This window comes from Mucilaginibacter sp. 3215, from assembly GCF_050433785.1.
In the GTDB taxonomy this organism is placed as follows: domain Bacteria; phylum Bacteroidota; class Bacteroidia; order Sphingobacteriales; family Sphingobacteriaceae; genus Mucilaginibacter.
Window position 1 is genome coordinate 277,771 of record NZ_JBNPWO010000001.1, and the last position, 18,924, is coordinate 296,694.

Genomic DNA, 18,924 nt, shown 5'->3' on the forward strand with positions numbered 1-18,924 from the left:
ACTATGCAAACCGGAGAGAACGAACAAGCCCTGCGTAAGATCATTGATTTTACCCGGCTACTCAGCATTGCCATCCTGATCATCCATTTTTATTTGGTCTGCTACGGCGCCTTTCAGGAAATAAAACTCACGCACAAGATCGTGGATTATATTTTATTACCGCTATCGCGGATGGCGGTGTTTAGAAGCGTAACGTTCGCCAAACTGAGCGCCCTTCTTTTATTGGTCGTATCGCTTATCGGCTCGAAAGGCAAACGCGATGATAAGATCAGGCCAAAAACCATCATCACCTATTGCGTGACCGGGCTGCTGATTTATTTTTTCAGTAACTATGTTCTAAGGCTTCCCTGGCTTTATATCGCCGGAACCGCATTTGGCTACCTGTTCTTTATGACGGGTGGCGGACTGCTCTTTCGTATGCTCAAGTTGAAATTGGATGGAGATATTTTCAATAAAGAGAACGAAACCTTTCCGCAGGAAGAGCGGCTGCTGGAAAATGAGTATTCCATTAATTTGCCCGCTAAATATCATTTAAAGGGCAAGGAAAGAAATAGCTGGATCAATTTCATCAACCCTTTTCGGGGCACACTGGTCGGTGGCAGTCCAGGGGCGGGTAAATCCTACTTCGTGATCCGACACATCATAACCCAGCATATCCGCAAAGGGTTCAGCATGCTGATCTATGATTTTAAATACGATGACCTTTCCAGGATTGCTTATAACGCATTGAGAGAACATGGCGGTCGTTCATTCTATGTCATCAATTTTGAGAATATCATGCACCGTAGCAATCCATTGGAGCCGGATACGATGCTCGATATTACCGACGCGATGGAGTCAGCCCGCACGATAATGATGGGCTTAAACCGCGAATGGATCAAAAAGCAGGGTGACTTCTTTGTGGAATCCCCGATCAATTTCGTCACCGCGCTGATCTGGTTTTTAAAAAAGTACGAAGGAGGCAGGTACTGTACTTTGCCACATGTCATTGAACTATCTCTCGTGGATTATAAAGATCTGTTTGCTGTATTAAGCAATGAGCCGGAGATCGAAGTGCTGATCAATCCCTTTATTTCTGCCTTGAAAAATGAAGCTTTTGAGCAGCTGGAAGGACAGATCGCCAGCGCTAAGATTAGCTTGGCCCGTTTGAGTTCACCGCAGCTATATTACGTCCTGAGTGGCAATGATTTTTCGCTCGACATCAATAACCCCAGTGAGCCGAAAGTGGTTTGCCTCGTTAACAATCCGCAAAAGTCGCAGGTTTATGGGGCGGTATTATCGCTCTATATTAATCGGATCAATAAACTAGTTAACCGAAAGCACCAGCAGAAATGCAGCCTGATATTCGATGAGTTTCCAACGATATATTTTAATGGCATTGATAACCTGATCGCTACTGCCCGTTCCAATAAAGTAGCGGTAACACTGGCCGTGCAGGACTACAGCCAGCTTAAGAAGGATTACGGGCGGGAGCAGGCGGAGGTTATTATGAACATTGTCGGCAATATTATTTGCGGCCAGGTGACCGGCGACACGGCCAAGCAACTGTCAGAACGATTTGGCAAGATCAATCAGCCGAAAGAAAGTGTCTCGATCAATAGCAGCGACACTTCGGTCAGCCGTTCCACGCAGTTGGATTATGCGATACCCGCCTCCAAAATAGCCGGGCTATCGTCCGGTGAATTCGTGGGCATGGTCGCTGATGACCCTACGAATAAGATCGCGCTAAAAACTTTTCACTGTCAAATCCAAAATGACCATGGGGCCATCAAACTGGAAGAAGACCTTTACCAAAAAATTCCGGAGGCAAGGAAACATGATATAAACGGGATTTCGCTAACTTACACCCGTATAAAGGCGGATGTTAAACAGATTGTAGGATCATTAACGTCAGATTTGAATATCGTCAATAATGATTGACTTGAAGTCAAATGAATATCCGTTATTTATGCATCCGGACCGATTAAAACAAACCTGAGTTAGCTCTTTCCAAGATGATGATGTATAATATCGCTTACGAAGAACTTATTAAGCGTGCTTACAACACTAAAAAGCACGGTGTTCCAGCTGCGGACGCGGCACTTTTTGACCGTGTACATGAAAATGAATATAAGTACCTTGCCGATCCGACCAACGAGGATTTGAAAGATATCTATATGACGGGACTAGACAAACTAAGATCATATCTCACTGATAGCCTGACCAGTTTTCTGAAAGAAACAGATGATCTAAATGATGATATAATTGATCAGTTACTGGATGATATCAGTCTGGTACGGGAATCCAATAATATCGAATCATTATCTGAAGCGATAAAGAAAACCCGCGAGACGTTCGACAAGATCGACGAGGGTAAATAGTTTTGCAACAATATGAACGCCGCAACTTATCATTAATTATTACAAAACAACAAATAATGGCAAACCTGAACGATTTTAAACTACTGGACTTAAAATGCAAAAAATACTTTGATCTTTTAGAAAAGGACCTGGGCAAAAAATTAACCTTACCTTCTGAAAGACACAAAGAACGGTTCGGATTTTATTTACTGATGTTGGAATCAATATGTGATCTAAAAGATATATCGGACATTACGGATATCATTACTGATCAGGAATTCAATTCCTTGGTTTTCAATAAAAAAGACGATGATTTTGGTGTTGATGCGATCTACGTGAATATGGATGAGAATTACATAGACCTTTTCAATTTCAAGTACCGGGAAAAGTTCAATAATAAAAAGCAGGGCTTGAATGAGACTTTTTTGTCATTAAAGCTTGCCAATTCGATCCTTACTGAAAATACCAAAGGAATGAGCGGAAAAGTGAAACAAGCTGTTGAAAATGTGATCGAGTGCTTATCAAGTAACGAGATATGGAAATTACGTTTGCACGTTGTCAGTAATGATAATGAAGAGCTTGATGTTAACGGTCCTGAATTATCACAGTTAAATGAGTTATATGGCTTAGAGATCGTCACTTACGGCTTGGATAAGATCGCTAATCTGATGTCGATAAGGCCTAAACCCGTTAATGCCATATTACATTTGGATAAAGATGCCATATTACCGTTTGTAGAAAGTAGTTTATCATCGTCAAAATCTTATGTGGTGCGGGTTTCGGCCAGTGATCTGGTAAGGATCACTTGTAACAATGAGCATCACCGGGAGAATTATAAAATGGAAAATTTCCAAGAACTGGCCGGAAGCAATATGGACTTTGATCTGCTGTTTGATAACGTAAGAGGACTCATTGTACGTTCAAAGTATAATGACAATATCTTCCGGACACTAAAAGAGGAGCCGACCAAGTTCTTCATGTACAATAATGGTTTGACGATCACAGCGAACGATATCATATCGGAGGATACCAATGCCAATAAAAAGGTCAAGATCAACATTAAGGATTTTCAGGTTGTGAACGGAGGGCAGACGCTGCGAACGATCCACAAATTCAGCCAATTGGATAAAGATAATATTACTAAATACCTATCGAATTGCGAACTTCTTTTAAGAATATTCAAGACCTCTTCTGCAAATAATATAAGGAATAAGATCGCAGAATATACAAATAGTCAAAACGCCATCTCCAACGTAGACCTAAAATCACTAAGTGAGGAACAGATACAGATCGAGCAATTTCTTGATCAAAACAACATTATTTACGCCCGCAAGGTCGGTGATACAGGTATAGCTGACAAAGGTGCCTATGTCCATAAGATCAGTATGGAGAAATTCGGACAAATATTGTTTGCGATCCAGGGATTCCCGGAAAAAGCGTCAAACCAAAAGAAACAGATATTTGATAAATACTATGATCAGATATTCAATAAAGGGAATTTCGAGATCACTAGGTCGGCAGATTATGTAAAGCGGTATTATGAGATCAAATACGCTTATGAAGCACATGGGCAGGGATATCCGGTGACGGATCAAAAGATATTCTATATCATTTATCTGGATCAAAAGTTAGCCACTACCTTAGATCAAAAGATCGATTTATTCGAGACCACATTAAAGGCTTATGACCCTGATAACGGCAAGATCATCTCAGAAGCGCGTAAACTGATACAGGTCAAATTCAAAGAGCAACTGGACGAAAAGGTAACAGCGATCTTAGCTTGATGAAGGATGATCTATGTCAGGGTTCAACACCGATCAATATCAACGGTACTGATGGAACGCCACGACCCTGTCTGGCCAGGTCGTAAAGTGCTCCTTCATAATATCCTGGTCCTGAAGACATCATGGCCTGCATGGATTTCATGGGTAAGATCTCAACGCCCAACTCAATGGTGTTGCCGACGTAAAAGGCCAGATGTTTAACGAAAAGGTCATATGCGATAAAGCTGTATTTGCCGAATTGGACCTCAACAGCGATCCTGTTCTTAACAAAATCCGTTTGATTATATGACCTGATGGGTACCTTACCTGACTTTTCGATCTCAGCCTTCTGCTCATTTTCTGGCAAATGCATGGTCTTAGTGATCAAGTCGTAATCATCAGTTACCCAGTAGTTGGTCCGGCTCTCATACCAGCCCAACTTTGCAAACCCTTCTTTAATGATCGCATTAAGATCACCAGGGCTATAGAGGAGATTACCCATCTTTGTTTTCTCTTTGCTGATCTTCGTTTGATATTTTGCGAGGTCAATAGAGTCGATCACACCGACGATCTCCTTCCACATATCTTTATGATGATATTGAATCCATTCAAAGCCATTCAAATGGGAATAATAGGCCCCTATTTTCATTCAGTGGAGTTTAGTTGGGTTAAGGTCAATGATCTTTAAGCAAAGATAGGGTTAAGTTCCGGGGCCAGCAATTTGATATCTTCCTTATTCATGATCGCATTGAAGGCTGATCCCAGTAAAATGCCGATAAAGACCTCAATACTATTCTCGATCAGTTTTTTATTATCGACCTTGCCGTCTTGGCTGCTCAACTCAGATGCGACAAAGGCAAGCATTGTCTTTATATGGCTTTCATTTTCCTTTAAATGCGCCTTAAATCGGAAAGCATGTTCAGCTAATTCGTCTGTCAGTGCTATTGGACCCTTTAAAGTACGATCTATGTTTGTCCAACTCTTTTGTAAATTGTCGGGTCTGATCTCTTTAACTGACCTTAAATAATCGTTTAACAGTTCAGCTAGAAGCTCGTCGTCCAGTAAATCTATAGTTTTGACTGCCTTGTAGAATAACTTACTGTCCAGTCCGTGTCCTTTGATGTTCTTTGAGTTACCATAAAAGAAATTAAAACGCCAGCTAACCTCTTTAGAAACTTTGTCAAAATCATTCTTCAATTCAAACCGTACGCCGCTGCCGAATCTAAGGCCCGGCAATGCCAGCCGGAATGATCTGGTCTTTGAGAATTTGGTGCCCTCATTATCGGGACGGTGGGAAACTGCCATTTCCGCTCCTAATATCAGGCGTTCAGGTTCAACCTGTTTTGCGAATATCAGCTGGTCAAGTGGCGTTCCCTGCATACTTTGCGCAATGTAAAAGGTCAGCAATGGCGGCACCGCATTGCCGATCATCTTGATCTTCCCAGCATAAGTCTTACTGAAGAACTGATAATTGATCGGGAAAGACTGTATGCAACCTCTTTCCCGGACAGTAAGCCGCCTGATGTTATTTCTTGAATCCTGAACGATGATGCTTTCACGCGATACCCTCGTACAGAGCGCGGTCACGGTCCTTGATGGTCTGTCAAGGCGATCGGGGAAACTCATTGCATTATAAACAGGATGGTGTGTCTTTGACTCACGGTTGATCCTTTCCTCTTCAACAGAAAGGTTAGGTTCAAGCACATGATCTGTAACCATTTCTTTATTCAGTGTCAGGTCATAAACGGGGTCAGTGACCGGGTCCTGCTCCAAGGCATGAAGCACATCGCCAAGGTTGATCTTAGGTATCCGCGATGCGTAAGACTCAAAAAGATCAAAAGGAAATCTTCCGGCGATCATTCTTTTTCTGTCCTGTGGCACACCAAAATCTGATGCTTTGTAAACACGGATATCGCCAAAGAGCGGCGCGAAACGTTCCAGCGACCCTCCCGGAGCAATTTCTGTGGCCAATATTCCGGCAACTCTTGGAACATTTTCCATTGCCCAATAGGTTGGTTGCAAATACTCAACGATCTCCAGGAATTTTTTTATATCTACTAACCCGTCCGCAATATCCCCTTTTCCTCCACGGTTCGCCAGAGAGAACTGTGTGCATGGCGGACTCCCAACCACGAAATCGATCAAAGCCGGGTCGGGAAGATCGGCGTGGGTGAGCCTCCTGATATCACGTTCAGCATGATCCGATCCAAAATTCTTATTATGCGTTTGGTTGGCATCCTTCCACCATTCATAAGAAGAAAGTACCGGAACACCTGCCATTTTGAAGCCGAGTGTCCAACCACCAATTCCACTATACAGATCAATAACTGCCATTTTATATTACTTTTACTGGCTCCTTAGAGCGTAAATAATTAACTTTTTCTTTAGATGCCTTCAGGACATTCTCGTAATCCGGCTGGGATACCAATAAAGAGGCGATCTCGTCACTTAAATATGCCTCTTTTAATTCTTCTTTGGAGACATTAAATAAACGGGCGATCACCTCGATGATCTCATCGATCCTTTTTTTGGGGAATTTATTTTCATTCTCGATCCTGCTTAATACAGCAACATCCATATCAAGCTCACTGGCCAACTTGCGCTGCGGCCAATTCTGTGCTTCCCTTAATTCTCTGATGATTGAACCCAAAGTTCTCATGAGGATAAATATATTGATAAGTTTTCTATTGATAAAAAATATCAATAGAAAACTTATCAACAATTCAACATTTGTTAACCAATGCGCTGACCTGACGGACCAATGGAGAAATATCTTTTTTGATTTCGCATTCCCAAAAGGTCATTACCGTCCAGCCATCACGCTCCAGCGCTGATGTTTTACGCCCGTCCCTTTCAACATTCTTTTCAAATTTATCTGACCAAAAAGTGCTGTTGGCTTTGGGTTTCGACAGGTTGCATATGGGACATCTGTGCCAGTAACACCCATGAATAAATATAGCCAGTTTTCTTCCAGGAAAGGCGATATCAGGCCTGCCCTCAACTTTCCAATGCAACCGGTAGCCTTTTAGGCCACTACGCCATAACGCTTTTCTGAAAAGTAGTTCTGGTTTGGTGTTCTTGCCTTTTATCGAACTCATGACCTTCGATGCCGTACCTGATACGGGTACCGGCGATCTTTTGTCCCTGCTATACTGCTTCATTTTTTATCAGGCGCTCTGAGCCTATACCAATTAAAATAAAGGGGCATGGATTGCCGACACCCCTGTTCAGACGTAGCAGTAGTTTGTCCATATGCGTGGTTGCTGCGCCATACTTTGAATAGTATAACGCAGCGGCTATTCTTTTTATGGATTCTTCTTTCGGAAGATCGATGAATTTGGCGATCACACTTTTCGCATTATCTGAAGAAGATATGCGTGTCAAGAGCTTTGCCATATCAAAAGGATGTAATTCTTCCAGGAAGCGGGTATAGACCTGCAATAATTCCCGCTGCAAACTGGCACCCCTCGTAATAATGATTCCTAAACTCAATTCACCGATCTGGTGTAATTTTCGGAAGTTCTCCAGGTCGCGGTCATAGAACGGGTCTTTATTGTTCCATTCAATCTCCAGGCCGATATTGCCCTGAACAAAAGATTTGTAGTGATCGACTTCATGACTTTCGGACGTCAACACTTTGCCCCGCACATGATGCTCACTTTCAATATTTGCTTTCAGCCATCCGTACTTGTCGATCAGAGCTGCCAGCGTCTGCGTGATTGAACTTCGGCCACCACCGCCTTCAACAATCTGTTTTTCATCTATATAAAAGGAATTTAGGATATCTTCCAGTTCCGCCTTGGCGTCTTTAAAGTGGTCATTGATAATAGAATCGGCGAATCTCGTAAAATACACCTCATAACCAGGGACATTGATGATATCGGAATTCGGATAATAATTAGGCATAAACTGGAATATTTGTCAAAGATATTATAAAGATCGCAAATTCACTCAGGCATATCCCAGCACATTTATCTGAGCCGGCGTAAAGAAGATCACCGGATGTTCGTTCTCCTGCTGCAGCAAAAGCTGAGAGTGGATTATCTCTTTTTTGAAGGCCGCCAGCAACAAATGGAAATCAAAGAGCAGGTAGGGATCATTGATGTGCAGCAACATTTCCGGCTGCAACACCCTTGGCGCCTCGTCAGAAAGGATATCGAATAGATCGGCCCGGAAGCAGGAAATGATCACCGAAGGTGAGACCTGGCATCTGCTAGTGTTGCCGTATTCATTGGTCATCTCCAGCAGGAGCAGCTTTTCACCCGAAAATGAGAGTACCTGGTCCGTTAGCGCCTCGGTAACACCTGCGACCACGACTTGGCTGATAATTTGGATGATCTCGGCATCTGAGAATGGTAAATTGCGCATTCCATCCCAGGCCCGACTGCAGCACCGCTGGATCAGTTTAATGTCCTTAGCCGCAATGTCCGGTATGGGATCGAGATAGAATTTTATCGGCGTTATCCGACTGATCTTCCTTTTTCGGAACACGTGAGCGAGTTGCTGCCTAATGGTCTCTAGCTGCACGGCAGCCGGCAAATCTCTGACATAGTTCAGTTGCAGCCTGATCCTATTGCCGGGAGCCCAGCGCTCCATCAACGGGAGGTCCCAGGTTTTGAATTCCGCCGAACGCCAGCTTGTATGCTTTTGTTTCCTTTTGAAATAATGATCGAATTCCAGTCCACCGATGTGACTGACCGGCATGTTGATCTCTTCGGCAAACTTTCTCATTCGCTCGGCACCCTTGATGCGTTCCTCCATATTAAAGTAATGGTCCAGTAGCTGCTCCAGCTCGCTTTTACGTTTCGGATAGATATGACCGCTTCGAATAGCACTGTAGGGTTCGCTAAACGGAAATATGATCCGATCGAAGTCGTAAAAGAATTCGATCTGGCTGTACGGTGTGAACATAAAACATCCCTGCTGCGCCTGAAGGCGCCAGAGATTGTCGACATCGATCCGGGCGATATAAGGGGCTATCACTTTCTCCTCCTCAAAATATCCTTTGAGGCTCGATATGAAGGAGTTCCAGTCTGCTTCATTCAGACAGATGATCACGGCGTTTTCCCCAGGTAAATTGTCATGGGAATTCGTGGCAAAATAGGTGGCGACTTCCGGGCTCTCCGTAAAATCAATATAATTCGTCTTGAGGCCGTAGTGCTGCGCCACCGCCCAAAACCAGTCAATATCCGCCTTGTATTTCCTGAGCGCAGAACTGGAATCAAAGTACAGGAACAATCTTTCCAGTTGCTTTTGAATCTCAGGGTCGGGTTCCGGTAATAATCTTCCCAGTGACGACATGACCGGCCAGTCTTGGGCCTGCCCACGAAACAGGTTGTATTTTCCTGATACTTTAAATTGCTTTGCTAAGTCCAGTGCGCCTTTTAGGTCAGCGGCTTGAAAAATTTCGCTCATATAATCCAGGTTGACTAAGATACAAGCTTCATTAATTTTTTGATATTACGTATATAAATTATTACTCAGAAACAATGGTTATTCCGGCTTTGCATGTTCCTATACTATTAGCCAAGCCGCATGTCACCATACAAAATAAGACGACGCCTAAAACATTGAAGATTCTGCTTACGGATTGCGCAGCACCTTGAACTGTGAAGTAAGTATAAGGCAAATGTAGAGTAACAGCAGGCTAAGCGAACTTTTCATGACAACGATTAGGCAGCTAAAGATAAATAAAAGTCCCCAAAACACTCGCTGCCGGGGACTTTCAACCTAAACCTTATCACAATAAGCTATCGAGAATGACAGCCGTTTGAAATGCAAGTATAAGCTATACTTTCATTTTAGTGCCTTTACTTTTGCCTTGCTTTTTTACAGGCGCATCCTCCTGGTTCTGCGCTCGCTTGTTACCTTTATTTGGTTCGTTTTTCAATTCGGGCTTTTTATAATGCTCCAGTTGCTGTGCTTCGCCCTTCCAATTGGTAAGGTTAACACGGTGTTCGGCTGGGTTCGCTTCGATAAATAGCTTTACTTCTTTACCGTCTCTGATAGCGGTTACTTGGTGACGGTTACCTTTTTCCAGTGACTTCATCAATTTATCTCGGTTGCCCTCTTCGTTGATACCTACGATGTCCATTTTATCGACAGCACGTTCAGGTTTATAATTCCACCCCTCGGTAAATGTGCGTAGCTTATTTTGGCCGTTATCAGTTTTATTCTCCTTATCGATTATCACCCAGGCATGATATTTCTCCAAGTCCAGGCTTTCCAGTTGCTTGTAAACTGCGCGGCCTTCCAGGAGATTATACGCTTCCTTAGCGGTGATGGCACCGCCGCGGTTGATATAAAAGGTATGCCCTTCTTCCTTACCTTGCAGGGAAGCGTCATATTTATTGAAAAAGGTACGGTCGTCGCCAGCCTTGAAGTAAAGCGTGTAATCAACCTTTTGCTGATTGTACTCATTTTCAGCGGTCAGCTTAAATTTCTTGTTGCCGGCTTTTAAATTCTTTTCCAGTTCGTCGTTCAGCTTTTCGCCGAACCCCAGGTTCAGCAGTTGCTTTTGCAGGTAATTTAAATTTTCTGTGTTCATGATTTAATTATTTATGATACTTACTTATTGATTTTTAACAGCACGGGGTAATCGTTTTGGAGCTTGACCTTGATCTTATTTACTTTTTTGCTGAACAGGCTCTTAGCGGCGTTCACACCACCGGCTGCGGCCTGTGCGCCGAGGCTTTGATCCATACTCAGAAACTGCATACTTTGGATCGCTTGGTCTGCGCCGGAACCTGCGGCATTGCCGAATTCGGCTTCCGGTGCCGGAATGCCTGGCATACCGTCAAGGCTAAAGACGGTTAAGTTGACCGGGATGATCTGCTTATCCAGCCTGATATTTTGGATGATTAATAACAGTCTTTGATTGGTGACTTGGCATACGCCGAACAGTTGCTGCCCTTTAGGCAAGAACTGGCCTTTTAAAGTAACGCTGTCGGTTAGCTTTAGCTTTACAGCGGCACCATCCACTACTTTTTGCTTACCATCGATTAGTGCCGGTACCGCACGGAATGGAGCGGCAACCTCATTTTTTCGAGGCTCACTCTTAACGTTCGATGGGTTTTGAATGGCCTGTATCTTGTCCAGCATTTTGTTAAGTTGCTGCATTTCAGGGTCGGGTTGGTTGCCGTTGCCATTCATGTTGCGCATCATCTTTTTAAGCTGCTTGACCTGTTGCGGATCAGGTTCGTCGTAAGTTTGTGTTGGGCGCGTTTCCTGTGGTTGATTAAGTTGCTTGTTTAACTGTGCCAGTTTAGCTTGTATTTTGATGGTCTGGTCATCGGTGGTCATCACCGAATCAGTTTTGCCCGTATTATTTTTGTCCAGTCCCATTGATTTGAGGAAAGCGGGGCTGACACCATTTTGGCTGGAATCGTGCTGTGCCGCCTGGTAAACCGCCATTTTATCAGTTTGAGCCTTGTCTTTAAACTGTGCTTGCGGCAGATCGGTGTCCAGTCCGCGAGCATTCTCGATTTGCGGGTTGGTGGTTTTACCACCACCTAAAGCCCAAAAGGCCATGGTCATAAATGGTATTACCATTAATGGCAATACCAACAAGAATTTGCGTTGCTTTTTCATGTTATTGATGTTTTAGTGTTTCTGTTTTTATCCTTGGTTGTAGGATATGGCCCGTATTCAGGTTGAATTGCTGGAAGCCGATACTGAGCAAAAGCAGCAAAGTGAAAACCAGGCAGAATATCACCAACCAAAGCTTTTGCCGTTTGACCGGCAGGGTATTGAACCATCGCTGTAATTTTTTCATGGCGTGTCAATAGTGGTGTCGCGGTTAGCGATAGTTTCCCATTTTTCGATCAGGAAACCGTGCGGGTTATTATCGGAACGGCTGACGTTGCGCAGATAGCCTTGCGTGACCAATAACTTGTTAATGGTGGACGTGGCCCGTATCAGCTTTTCCGTAGCAAAGCATTTAAAAGCATAAGGGTAGCTGTTCATATTCAACTGAATGCTGTCCACCCGTATCTGCTGGCTAATATTGCCGGAGATAAGGTTGTTGTAATAGCTTTTTTCTTTTAAACCGCTATACTGGTTACGGGCACTTTCATCAGCCAGGTATAGAGCCTTGCTCATGTTGCTTTCGATCACTTTTTCGTCGGGGTCAAGGGTAAAAAAGTAATGGTGGAACATTTTAATGTGGTCACGCGCTTCTACAGGGATATTGTCCTTCCGTTCCGCTGAGATGGCTTCCAAGGCTTTACCATTAGCCAGCACATAGATATGTGCTGATGCTTTTTGATAGGCCGCAAAGGAGAAATAAATAGCTGCGATGGATATGATTGCGCTGGTTAATATGACCAATGCGACGATGCGTTTATTTTGCTGAAAAGCGGTTTCGATATTTCTGAGGTGTGTAAACATGGTCTTTATTTTTTAGGGTTTCCATTTAGTTTTTCTGATTGGACATTATTGGAACCGGCTGAGCGGTAGCCATCTGCGATATGGCCGGGCGCATTGATTAGATTGGTTGCACCTTGCGCCATGCGTTCACCTGCGGCCATACCGGCGCCATAGGAGCTGGATTTGATGGAACTCAGGCTGATGCCGGTGAGATTGGTGACTTTATTTAAAAGGCCGTTACCACCACCGGGGTTGATGATATAGCCAGCTACTGCCGGAACGGTGAAATAGCCGACGATGCCAATGAGTAAAAAGATAAGGTATGCCGTATCGGTCGAACTGAAAAAGGTGTCACCAGCGCTTTGTACCTGCTGGATGTCCAGTTTGAGCATATTTTCCTGCACCTTGCCGATGATACTGCCGAAAATATTGGCGACAGGTAACCACAAAAATACGTTGAGGTATTTTGCGAGCCAGGTGGTCAGCGTATGTTGGAAGCCGTCAAATACAGCCAGGCCAAATACCAGCGGGCCGAGTATGGCCAGTACGATCAGGTAAAAGGTGCGGATCGTGTTAATGCATAGTGAGGCTGCTTCATAAACCACCTCTAGGATTTCAGACATCCATTGCTTCACACTGTTGCGAAATTTGTAGCTGGCCTTATCCATAGCGAATTTCACGTCATTGCCCAGACCGGAAAAAACACCTTCTTTATCGCCATTGGGGTCATCGGGGTGTGTGTATTTATACCATTTGTCCCGGTCGCCCTCACCATCATCGCCAACATACATCTGCCAGGAATCCGTTTTTTCGATGGCCGCTTGTTTTTGCGCTAATAATTTGGCTATAGCCGCATCGGAATTTTTGACCATGCCGCCAGTAGCGGCAACGACCGGGTTCATGATGCCATTGATCACGGCGATGACGGTTGGGAACAAGAGGATGGCCATCCCTAAAGCAAACGGGCGCATTAAGGGGTAAAAGTCGACCGGCTCCGCGTTGGCGAGGTGCCGCCAGACCCTGGCCGCGATGTACCAGAGTGCGCCAAAACCGGCTATACCACGGGCGACACCGATCAATTGGCTGCACATAGGCAGCATATCGTTATAAACATTGTTCAGGACGCCTTGCAGTCCCTGAATATCATCTGCCAAGCCGTCGGCCCTGGAAAATAATGGAAAAAACATCCCCGTTAGCGCCAGTAAGGCACTTGTTAAAAGCTTCTTTTTCATGTTATTTATTTAAGGCCGTAGAGCCGTTTGAGGGTTTGGGTGTCGCTGTTATCTTTTCTGCGCTGGAGGCTGAGCATGACAGCTTTGCGGTTAAAATAGCGCAGGAATTGGAGCTGATCGGAACTGCTGAGGTAAATTCGGTCAATCGCCCGCAGGCGGTCGTCATCCGTCATGCGCAATTTGTTAGCAGTCGTCACATTAGCGAGTTCATCAATATTAGCATTGCTTTGCTTGACGAGCTGGTTAAAAACATTATTCATATAATTTAATTCGTTGCTGTTAAATGAACCGCTTTGCCGGAATAGGTTAGAGTAGCGTTTATATTCATTAAGGATATCGCTTTGCTGGCTCATGATCTGGCCGACCCGTGGGTTGTTCCTGACCGCCGGATTAACGGCCATCAGGCCGGTGAGATAAATATTATGCAGATCGAAATTTCCTTTCGATAAATTGGAAATGGTGCCATAAGCCTGCTGATAGATCTGGTAACCCTGTTTCATATCAGACAGGATGGCTTTGAATTGCGTGAGCTTCTCAATATTAAGCATGAGCTGTTGCAATTCGTCACTTTGTGCTTTAGCGCCCAGGCTAAGGCCAAGTAAAAGGAGGATGATCTTAACGGTTCGCATACAATTTTTTTAATGTTTGGTTATCCTGTTTTTCCTGCGCTTTATTGCCCACATAGATCCGCAACTGTGAGCGGAAGCTGGCGGCAAAACGATAGTTATCCTGCATGGCCTGATGCAACCTGGCTATTAGCGTGATGCGTTCTTCATCACTCATTTCAGCTTTATTGTCAGAAAGGATAAGCATAAGGTCATTGATACGGGCATCGCAATCTTGCAGCAGGGACTGGCAAACTTTCTTCGTATAAGAACTTTCATTGCTGGTCAGTCCGGTTTGCTTTTGGATAGCACCGGTTTGCTTTAAAATATCGCCTTGCCAGCGTATGATATCATTGACCTGCGGGTTGTTTTTTACGGTGGTGTTTACGGTTTTTAAACGGGTGTAATAATCGGTATGCAAGCCGTTTTCATTGGTGATGTAACCGCCAATTGAGCCCAGGCCACCCTTAGCAATATTGTAACCTGTTTTCACATAGCCACTATATACTTGCAAGGCAGCGATTTGCTGTAACAAGTACTTCTTTTGCGTTTTCTTTTGGCTGAACCATTCCGCAAAGGTCTGTGCCCGCGCGCTGCCCATGAGCAACAGTGCGATGAGGGTGAATTTAATGCAGGCCATAATAATTCTTTACTGTTTGTAGCTCGTTAATGTCCTTGCTGCGGTGCAGGCTGACGATCATATTTTGATTATTATATTGTTTCAGGTCGCTGTAATTTTCGTCCAAACGGTCACCTGCCTGGTTGATGGCTTCTAAGCGCTGCTGGTCGCTCATCTGCGTTTTTCCGGGGTTGATGGCCAGCATGACCTGATCTAAATTCTTAGCGCTGGCATCCAATATGCCTACATACACCCGCTGCATCTGGATGATCTCGTCAGGTTTGAAGTGCTTATCGGACTGAAACAGCTTCCAGGCCCTTTGGTATTCGCCAACCATTGCAACCTGTTTAACCGTCAGATCTTTAATGCGCTGATAGTAGGCGATGGTTGATTTTACTTTCCATAACTCCTGATAGTAGTCGTCATATAGCGTTTTCTGCTTTTGCGACCAATTGGATATCTCGTTAAGCCGGAATTTGGATAGTTCATTTTCCAGGGTCTTTTGCGCGTTCTGTAACCAGATTGTTTGATTTTGCATCCGCTGTACCTTCAGGTCAATGGCTTTGATGACCTTTTTGACCACAGTCGTTACGATCTGGTATTGCGCCTGGCTGCGAAACGATACCAACAGCAGGGTAATGATAATTAACTTTTTCATGGCAGTTTTTTGTAAGTAGTCGAACCGATGATAATTTGGCCATCGCTGATCTGCATCACCGGCGCATCGGGACTGTTCAAAGTCCATTTGCGGCTTTTATAGGCTTTGGGTTTTACCTCGCCGTTACGGATCTTTTGAAAACCCGTATGGTTTAGAACTACGGTATCGGCCACGATCAAGGTATCGTCGGCAATTGAAAATTGTCCCTGAGTGTGACTGACATAGGTTCCATCATGGTTTGCACGGAACTTGCAGGCTGCGAATAGCAGCACGATCAATAGGAGCTTTTTCATGCTGCAGTGTGTTTAGTGTCGTGTTCTTCTTGTACCAGGATGGCTATCGCCTTGCGGATGTCGCCATATTTCTTTTTGTAGGCTTTAACTTTCGCCTTTTCGGCTGATTCGGTGGTGTACGTCCAATATTCTTCCCGGCTGACTTCGGTACGATAAACCCTGGAGAGCTGGCCGTTGAGGCTGATGAAAACTTCCTTATAGCGGTAGCGCTCGTCGTTGGCGCGGTTCATGCTCATGATGAGCGCGGTCTCTTTATCGGTGATACCTAAGAGTTGCTGAATTTTTGGAAAGTCGTTTTGGTACTTGCGCTGATCTAAAAGTATCTTGCAATCGCTGTTATTAATAATGGCTTGTTTAACGACCGGCGAACTGATGATATCTTCAATATCCTGTGTTACCACCAAAGCCTCGCCAAAATATTTCCTGACTGTTTTAAACAGGTATTTGATGTACTCGGCCATACCTTCACGGGCAATGGCTTTCCAGGCTTCCTCGATCAATATCATTTTACGGGTCTCTTTGGGCAGCTTGCGCATTTTAGAAACGAAGGTCTCCATGATGATGAGCGTAACCACCGGAAACAGGATCGGATGGTCTTTGATATTATCCAGCTCGAAGACAATAAAACGGCGGTGCAGCAGGTCAAGGTTTTCCGTCGCGTTTAGCAAGTAATCATATTCGCCACCTTTGTAATAAGGCTTTAAGACAAAGAGCAGGTTATCGATGTCAAAATGCTGATCCTTCACTCTGCTATTTTTCATCGTTTCGTAAAACGGCCCTTTTAAGAATTCGTAAAACGAATTGAAGCAAGCGAATTCCGGGTTAGATTCGTAGTAATTGAAAAGTGCGTCGCTGATGGCGATATACTCCGATCTTAAAACCCCTTCGTCTTCCTTTTTCCATAAAGCCAGGATCATGGCTTTGATGCTTTCCCGTTTTTCCGTGTCCAGCACGTCACCGGCACCTACATAAAAAGGATTAAAGCTGATCGGGTTATCTTCTGAATAAGTAAAGTAATAACCGTCCACAAATTCGCAAAGTCCTTCATAACTGTGCCCAACATCGACCAGTACGATGTGTGCATCCTGTTCATAATAGCTGCGCAGCAGGTGGTTGGTAAAAAACGATTTACCGCTGCCCGAAGGTCCTAAAATGAACTTGTTACGATTGGTGGTGATGCCATTTTTCATGGGTTCATCACTCAGGTCAACGTGCAAAGGCTTACCACTCAAACGGTCGCCGAGTCGGATACCGCAGGGTGATAGTGATGAACGGTAATTAGTTTCGAGGTTAAAGAAACAGGTCGCTTGCTCAGCGAATGTATCAAAGGTATCGTTCATCGGGAAATTACCACTGTTGCCTGGCAGACCGGCCCACCAGATCTGCGGCGCACCATCGGTTTCCTGTTTGGGCTGCGCATCCAATTGCGCCAATGCAGAACTGACCTTGTTCCTGATGTCTTTGAGTTCCGTTTTATCATCTGTCCAGGCAAGGATATTGAAATGTGCTTTTATTGGTTGCCTTTGCTGGCTGATGGCTTCATTCAAGAATTCCTGCGTAGCGTCGCGGCCAATAGCGTTTTCACGGGAATACGCTGACAAAGATTGCAACCTTAGTTTTTTAGCTTCCAGTTTTTTCAGGGTTTTAGCGCCATCTTCGATAAATAAATATTGGTTATAGATGTGATTGCAGTTGAGCAAGGCACCGATAGGACTGGCAAAGCCCGTGCTGAATTTTGTCTTATCTGTGCTGTATCGGTCATAGGTGATGCGCGGGCCAACCAGCCCGGGCAGATGTTCCGCCTCGGCTAAAGTATAGAGCTGGCAAAAATTGTCACCGATCCTGATGCCGTCCTTTAAATGAATATCTTTTAATATGGGTTCATCGTCGGCGCTAACGAGGAAACAGTATTGCTCCAATACACCGGGCGCTACTAATGTTCCGGCCAGGTCATTATTGCTTAAACGCCTGACGCGGACAAGTCCGCTATCTTCCAGCAGGCGTTTAAATTGGCCGGCGCTATCCGCAAAATCACGGAATAGTTCGGCTGATGTGGCTTCGGATGGTGTGATATGTTTCCGTAATAAGCTACTCGATGCGCTGGTTACGGTTTTGAAGTTGTCCGGCTTTTTAGTGAGTATCACATAGCAGCGGTGGGCGAGGTAAGGGCGCTCGTTAAAAAAGCGCTCACTGGCATGGCTCAAAAATGTTTTGTCGCCGAAGCTGGCCTGATACTGATCTTCAACGAACCAATCCTGTTTATGCAAGATGCTGTTCTTTGGCAGCAGCTTGATCGCCTTGACCCAGGTTTGATGGAAGTTCATATACTCATCATTAGATAGGGTGAACAACTCCGGTAAGATCAGTTCAAAACCAATGCTCAAATCACCTTGCATTGATACCAGGGCATCATGCTCCACTTTGTAAATCGGGAAAACTTGTTCAGCGCTTTTCATAGAATAATCTCCTTGTTTTAAATTTCAAATAAGTGGGCAGGTGCTTACAGGCATTTCGCTTCATTAAGCCATGTTCACCGTAGCGATGGCTAAGGCTAAATACCTGGTGAAATAACAGGCTGCCTAAACCAAGGATGATAATGATACATAGGTAGACGGCCAGACCGACCAGGTAAAGGATCGCGAACAAGACCAGTAACACGACTAGGCCACCGCCTAAGTAACCAATATATTGTGCCTTCAGCCCCTTAAATTCTATTGGGCGGTTAATCCCTTTGTTGATCTGGTAACTCATACACCAAAGAATGATTTGAGTACTGTAGCAACTACGACCAGGAAGATACAGCTGCCGAACCAGCTGGAGGCCACTTTACCGGTATCATGTTCGCCATCATTCCATTTTTTGTAAACCTTGATAGCACCAACCAGGCCCACAATGGCGCCTATGGCATACATCAGATTGGTGCCGGTAGCGAAGTAACTTTTAACCTGGTTGGTCGCTTCATTGATACCCGCATTCCCGTCCTGGGCTGATGCGGTGATGGCGATCAGCATCGCCATGGCAAATAATTGAAATTGCTTTTTCATTGAT

General features: G+C 44.5%; 21 protein-coding genes. 4 read left to right on the forward strand and 17 right to left on the reverse strand.

The window, feature by feature from the left end; all coding sequences use genetic code 11:
• Nucleotides 1-3 precede the first annotated feature (3 nt).
• The 3 genes from mobC to ABIC84_RS01285 all read left to right on the forward strand — a co-directional run bounded on the left by mobC (nucleotide 4) and on the right by ABIC84_RS01285 (nucleotide 4,123).
• Entirely contained in the window at nucleotides 4-1,920 is a 1,917-nt protein-coding gene (gene mobC / locus ABIC84_RS01275) for a conjugal transfer protein MobC (RefSeq protein WP_429262418.1), read from the forward strand.
• 77 nt (nucleotides 1,921-1,997) lie between these two features.
• The gene (locus ABIC84_RS01280) at nucleotides 1,998-2,360 is read left to right on the forward strand and encodes a hypothetical protein (RefSeq protein ID WP_429262419.1); all 363 of its coding nucleotides are present in this window, start codon (nucleotides 1,998-2,000) and stop codon (nucleotides 2,358-2,360) included.
• A 56-nt stretch (nucleotides 2,361-2,416) separates the two neighbouring features.
• On the forward strand, nucleotides 2,417-4,123 hold the full coding sequence (locus ABIC84_RS01285) for an AIPR family protein (RefSeq protein ID WP_429262420.1): 1,707 nt from the start codon (nucleotides 2,417-2,419) through the stop codon (nucleotides 4,121-4,123).
• A gap of 16 nt (nucleotides 4,124-4,139) precedes the next feature.
• Here the strand turns inward: ABIC84_RS01285 and ABIC84_RS01290 are convergent, their stop codons facing one another.
• The 8 genes from ABIC84_RS01290 to traM form a co-directional block, all read right to left on the reverse strand.
• Nucleotides 4,140-4,751: a BglII/BstYI family type II restriction endonuclease gene (locus tag ABIC84_RS01290; RefSeq protein ID WP_429262421.1), complete on the reverse strand. Its 612-nt coding sequence runs from the start codon at nucleotides 4,749-4,751 to the stop codon at nucleotides 4,140-4,142.
• 35 nt (nucleotides 4,752-4,786) lie between these two features.
• Nucleotides 4,787-6,436: a DNA cytosine methyltransferase gene (locus ABIC84_RS01295; RefSeq protein ID WP_429262422.1), complete on the reverse strand. Its 1,650-nt coding sequence runs from the start codon at nucleotides 6,434-6,436 to the stop codon at nucleotides 4,787-4,789.
• A gap of 1 nt (nucleotide 6,437) precedes the next feature.
• A complete protein-coding gene (locus tag ABIC84_RS01300; RefSeq protein ID WP_429262423.1) occupies nucleotides 6,438-6,761 on the reverse strand; it encodes a helix-turn-helix domain-containing protein in 324 nt (107 codons plus the stop codon).
• A 64-nt stretch (nucleotides 6,762-6,825) separates the two neighbouring features.
• A complete protein-coding gene (locus ABIC84_RS01305; protein WP_429262424.1) occupies nucleotides 6,826-7,263 on the reverse strand; it encodes a very short patch repair endonuclease in 438 nt (145 codons plus the stop codon).
• The gene (locus ABIC84_RS01310) at nucleotides 7,250-8,008 is read right to left on the reverse strand and encodes a BglII/BstYI family type II restriction endonuclease (RefSeq protein WP_429262425.1); all 759 of its coding nucleotides are present in this window, start codon (nucleotides 8,006-8,008) and stop codon (nucleotides 7,250-7,252) included. The genes ABIC84_RS01305 and ABIC84_RS01310 overlap by 14 nt, the downstream gene beginning before the upstream one ends.
• 45 nt (nucleotides 8,009-8,053) lie before the next feature.
• Nucleotides 8,054-9,517, reverse strand: a complete 1,464-nt coding sequence (locus tag ABIC84_RS01315) for an FRG domain-containing protein (protein ID WP_429262426.1) — start codon at nucleotides 9,515-9,517, stop codon at nucleotides 8,054-8,056.
• Nucleotides 9,518-9,890: 373 nt separating this feature from the next.
• Entirely contained in the window at nucleotides 9,891-10,649 is a 759-nt protein-coding gene (locus ABIC84_RS01320) for a hypothetical protein (protein ID WP_429262427.1), read from the reverse strand.
• A 20-nt stretch (nucleotides 10,650-10,669) separates the two neighbouring features.
• Nucleotides 10,670-11,692: a conjugative transposon protein TraM gene (gene traM, locus ABIC84_RS01325; RefSeq protein ID WP_429262428.1), complete on the reverse strand. Its 1,023-nt coding sequence runs from the start codon at nucleotides 11,690-11,692 to the stop codon at nucleotides 10,670-10,672.
• Between the two features lie 46 nt (nucleotides 11,693-11,738).
• Between traM and ABIC84_RS01330 the strand changes: the two genes are divergently transcribed.
• Nucleotides 11,739-11,867 (forward strand): hypothetical protein, encoded by a 129-nt coding sequence (locus tag ABIC84_RS01330; protein ID WP_429262429.1) that lies wholly within the window; start codon nucleotides 11,739-11,741, stop codon nucleotides 11,865-11,867.
• Between the two features lie 5 nt (nucleotides 11,868-11,872).
• Here the strand turns inward: ABIC84_RS01330 and traK are convergent, their stop codons facing one another.
• Genes traK through ABIC84_RS01375 form a run of 9 tightly spaced genes read right to left on the reverse strand, consistent with a single transcriptional unit; the run spans nucleotide 11,873 to nucleotide 18,920 of the window.
• Complete coding sequence (gene traK, locus ABIC84_RS01335) at nucleotides 11,873-12,490, reverse strand: conjugative transposon protein TraK (protein ID WP_429262430.1); 618 nt, start codon at nucleotides 12,488-12,490, stop codon at nucleotides 11,873-11,875.
• 5 nt (nucleotides 12,491-12,495) lie between these two features.
• Nucleotides 12,496-13,701, reverse strand: a complete 1,206-nt coding sequence (gene traJ, locus ABIC84_RS01340; RefSeq protein WP_429262431.1) for a conjugative transposon protein TraJ — start codon at nucleotides 13,699-13,701, stop codon at nucleotides 12,496-12,498.
• A gap of 5 nt (nucleotides 13,702-13,706) precedes the next feature.
• Complete coding sequence (locus ABIC84_RS01345) at nucleotides 13,707-14,330, reverse strand: TerB family tellurite resistance protein (protein ID WP_429262432.1); 624 nt, start codon at nucleotides 14,328-14,330, stop codon at nucleotides 13,707-13,709.
• Complete coding sequence (locus tag ABIC84_RS01350) at nucleotides 14,317-14,946, reverse strand: hypothetical protein (RefSeq protein ID WP_429262433.1); 630 nt, start codon at nucleotides 14,944-14,946, stop codon at nucleotides 14,317-14,319. The genes ABIC84_RS01345 and ABIC84_RS01350 overlap by 14 nt, the downstream gene beginning before the upstream one ends.
• Nucleotides 14,933-15,583 carry a conjugal transfer protein TraI gene (locus tag ABIC84_RS01355; RefSeq protein ID WP_429262434.1) on the reverse strand — a complete coding sequence of 217 codons (651 nt, stop codon included), beginning with the start codon at nucleotides 15,581-15,583 and terminating at the stop codon, nucleotides 14,933-14,935. Before ABIC84_RS01355 ends, ABIC84_RS01350 begins: the two co-directional genes overlap by 14 nt.
• A complete protein-coding gene (locus ABIC84_RS01360; protein ID WP_429262435.1) occupies nucleotides 15,580-15,876 on the reverse strand; it encodes a hypothetical protein in 297 nt (98 codons plus the stop codon). Before ABIC84_RS01360 ends, ABIC84_RS01355 begins: the two co-directional genes overlap by 4 nt.
• The gene (locus ABIC84_RS01365) at nucleotides 15,873-18,332 is read right to left on the reverse strand and encodes a TraG family conjugative transposon ATPase (protein ID WP_429262436.1); all 2,460 of its coding nucleotides are present in this window, start codon (nucleotides 18,330-18,332) and stop codon (nucleotides 15,873-15,875) included. Before ABIC84_RS01365 ends, ABIC84_RS01360 begins: the two co-directional genes overlap by 4 nt.
• Entirely contained in the window at nucleotides 18,319-18,627 is a 309-nt protein-coding gene (locus ABIC84_RS01370; protein ID WP_429262437.1) for a DUF4133 domain-containing protein, read from the reverse strand. Before ABIC84_RS01370 ends, ABIC84_RS01365 begins: the two co-directional genes overlap by 14 nt.
• Nucleotides 18,624-18,920 carry a DUF4134 domain-containing protein gene (locus ABIC84_RS01375; protein ID WP_429262438.1) on the reverse strand — a complete coding sequence of 99 codons (297 nt, stop codon included), beginning with the start codon at nucleotides 18,918-18,920 and terminating at the stop codon, nucleotides 18,624-18,626. Before ABIC84_RS01375 ends, ABIC84_RS01370 begins: the two co-directional genes overlap by 4 nt.
• Nucleotides 18,921-18,924: the final 4 nt, after the last annotated feature.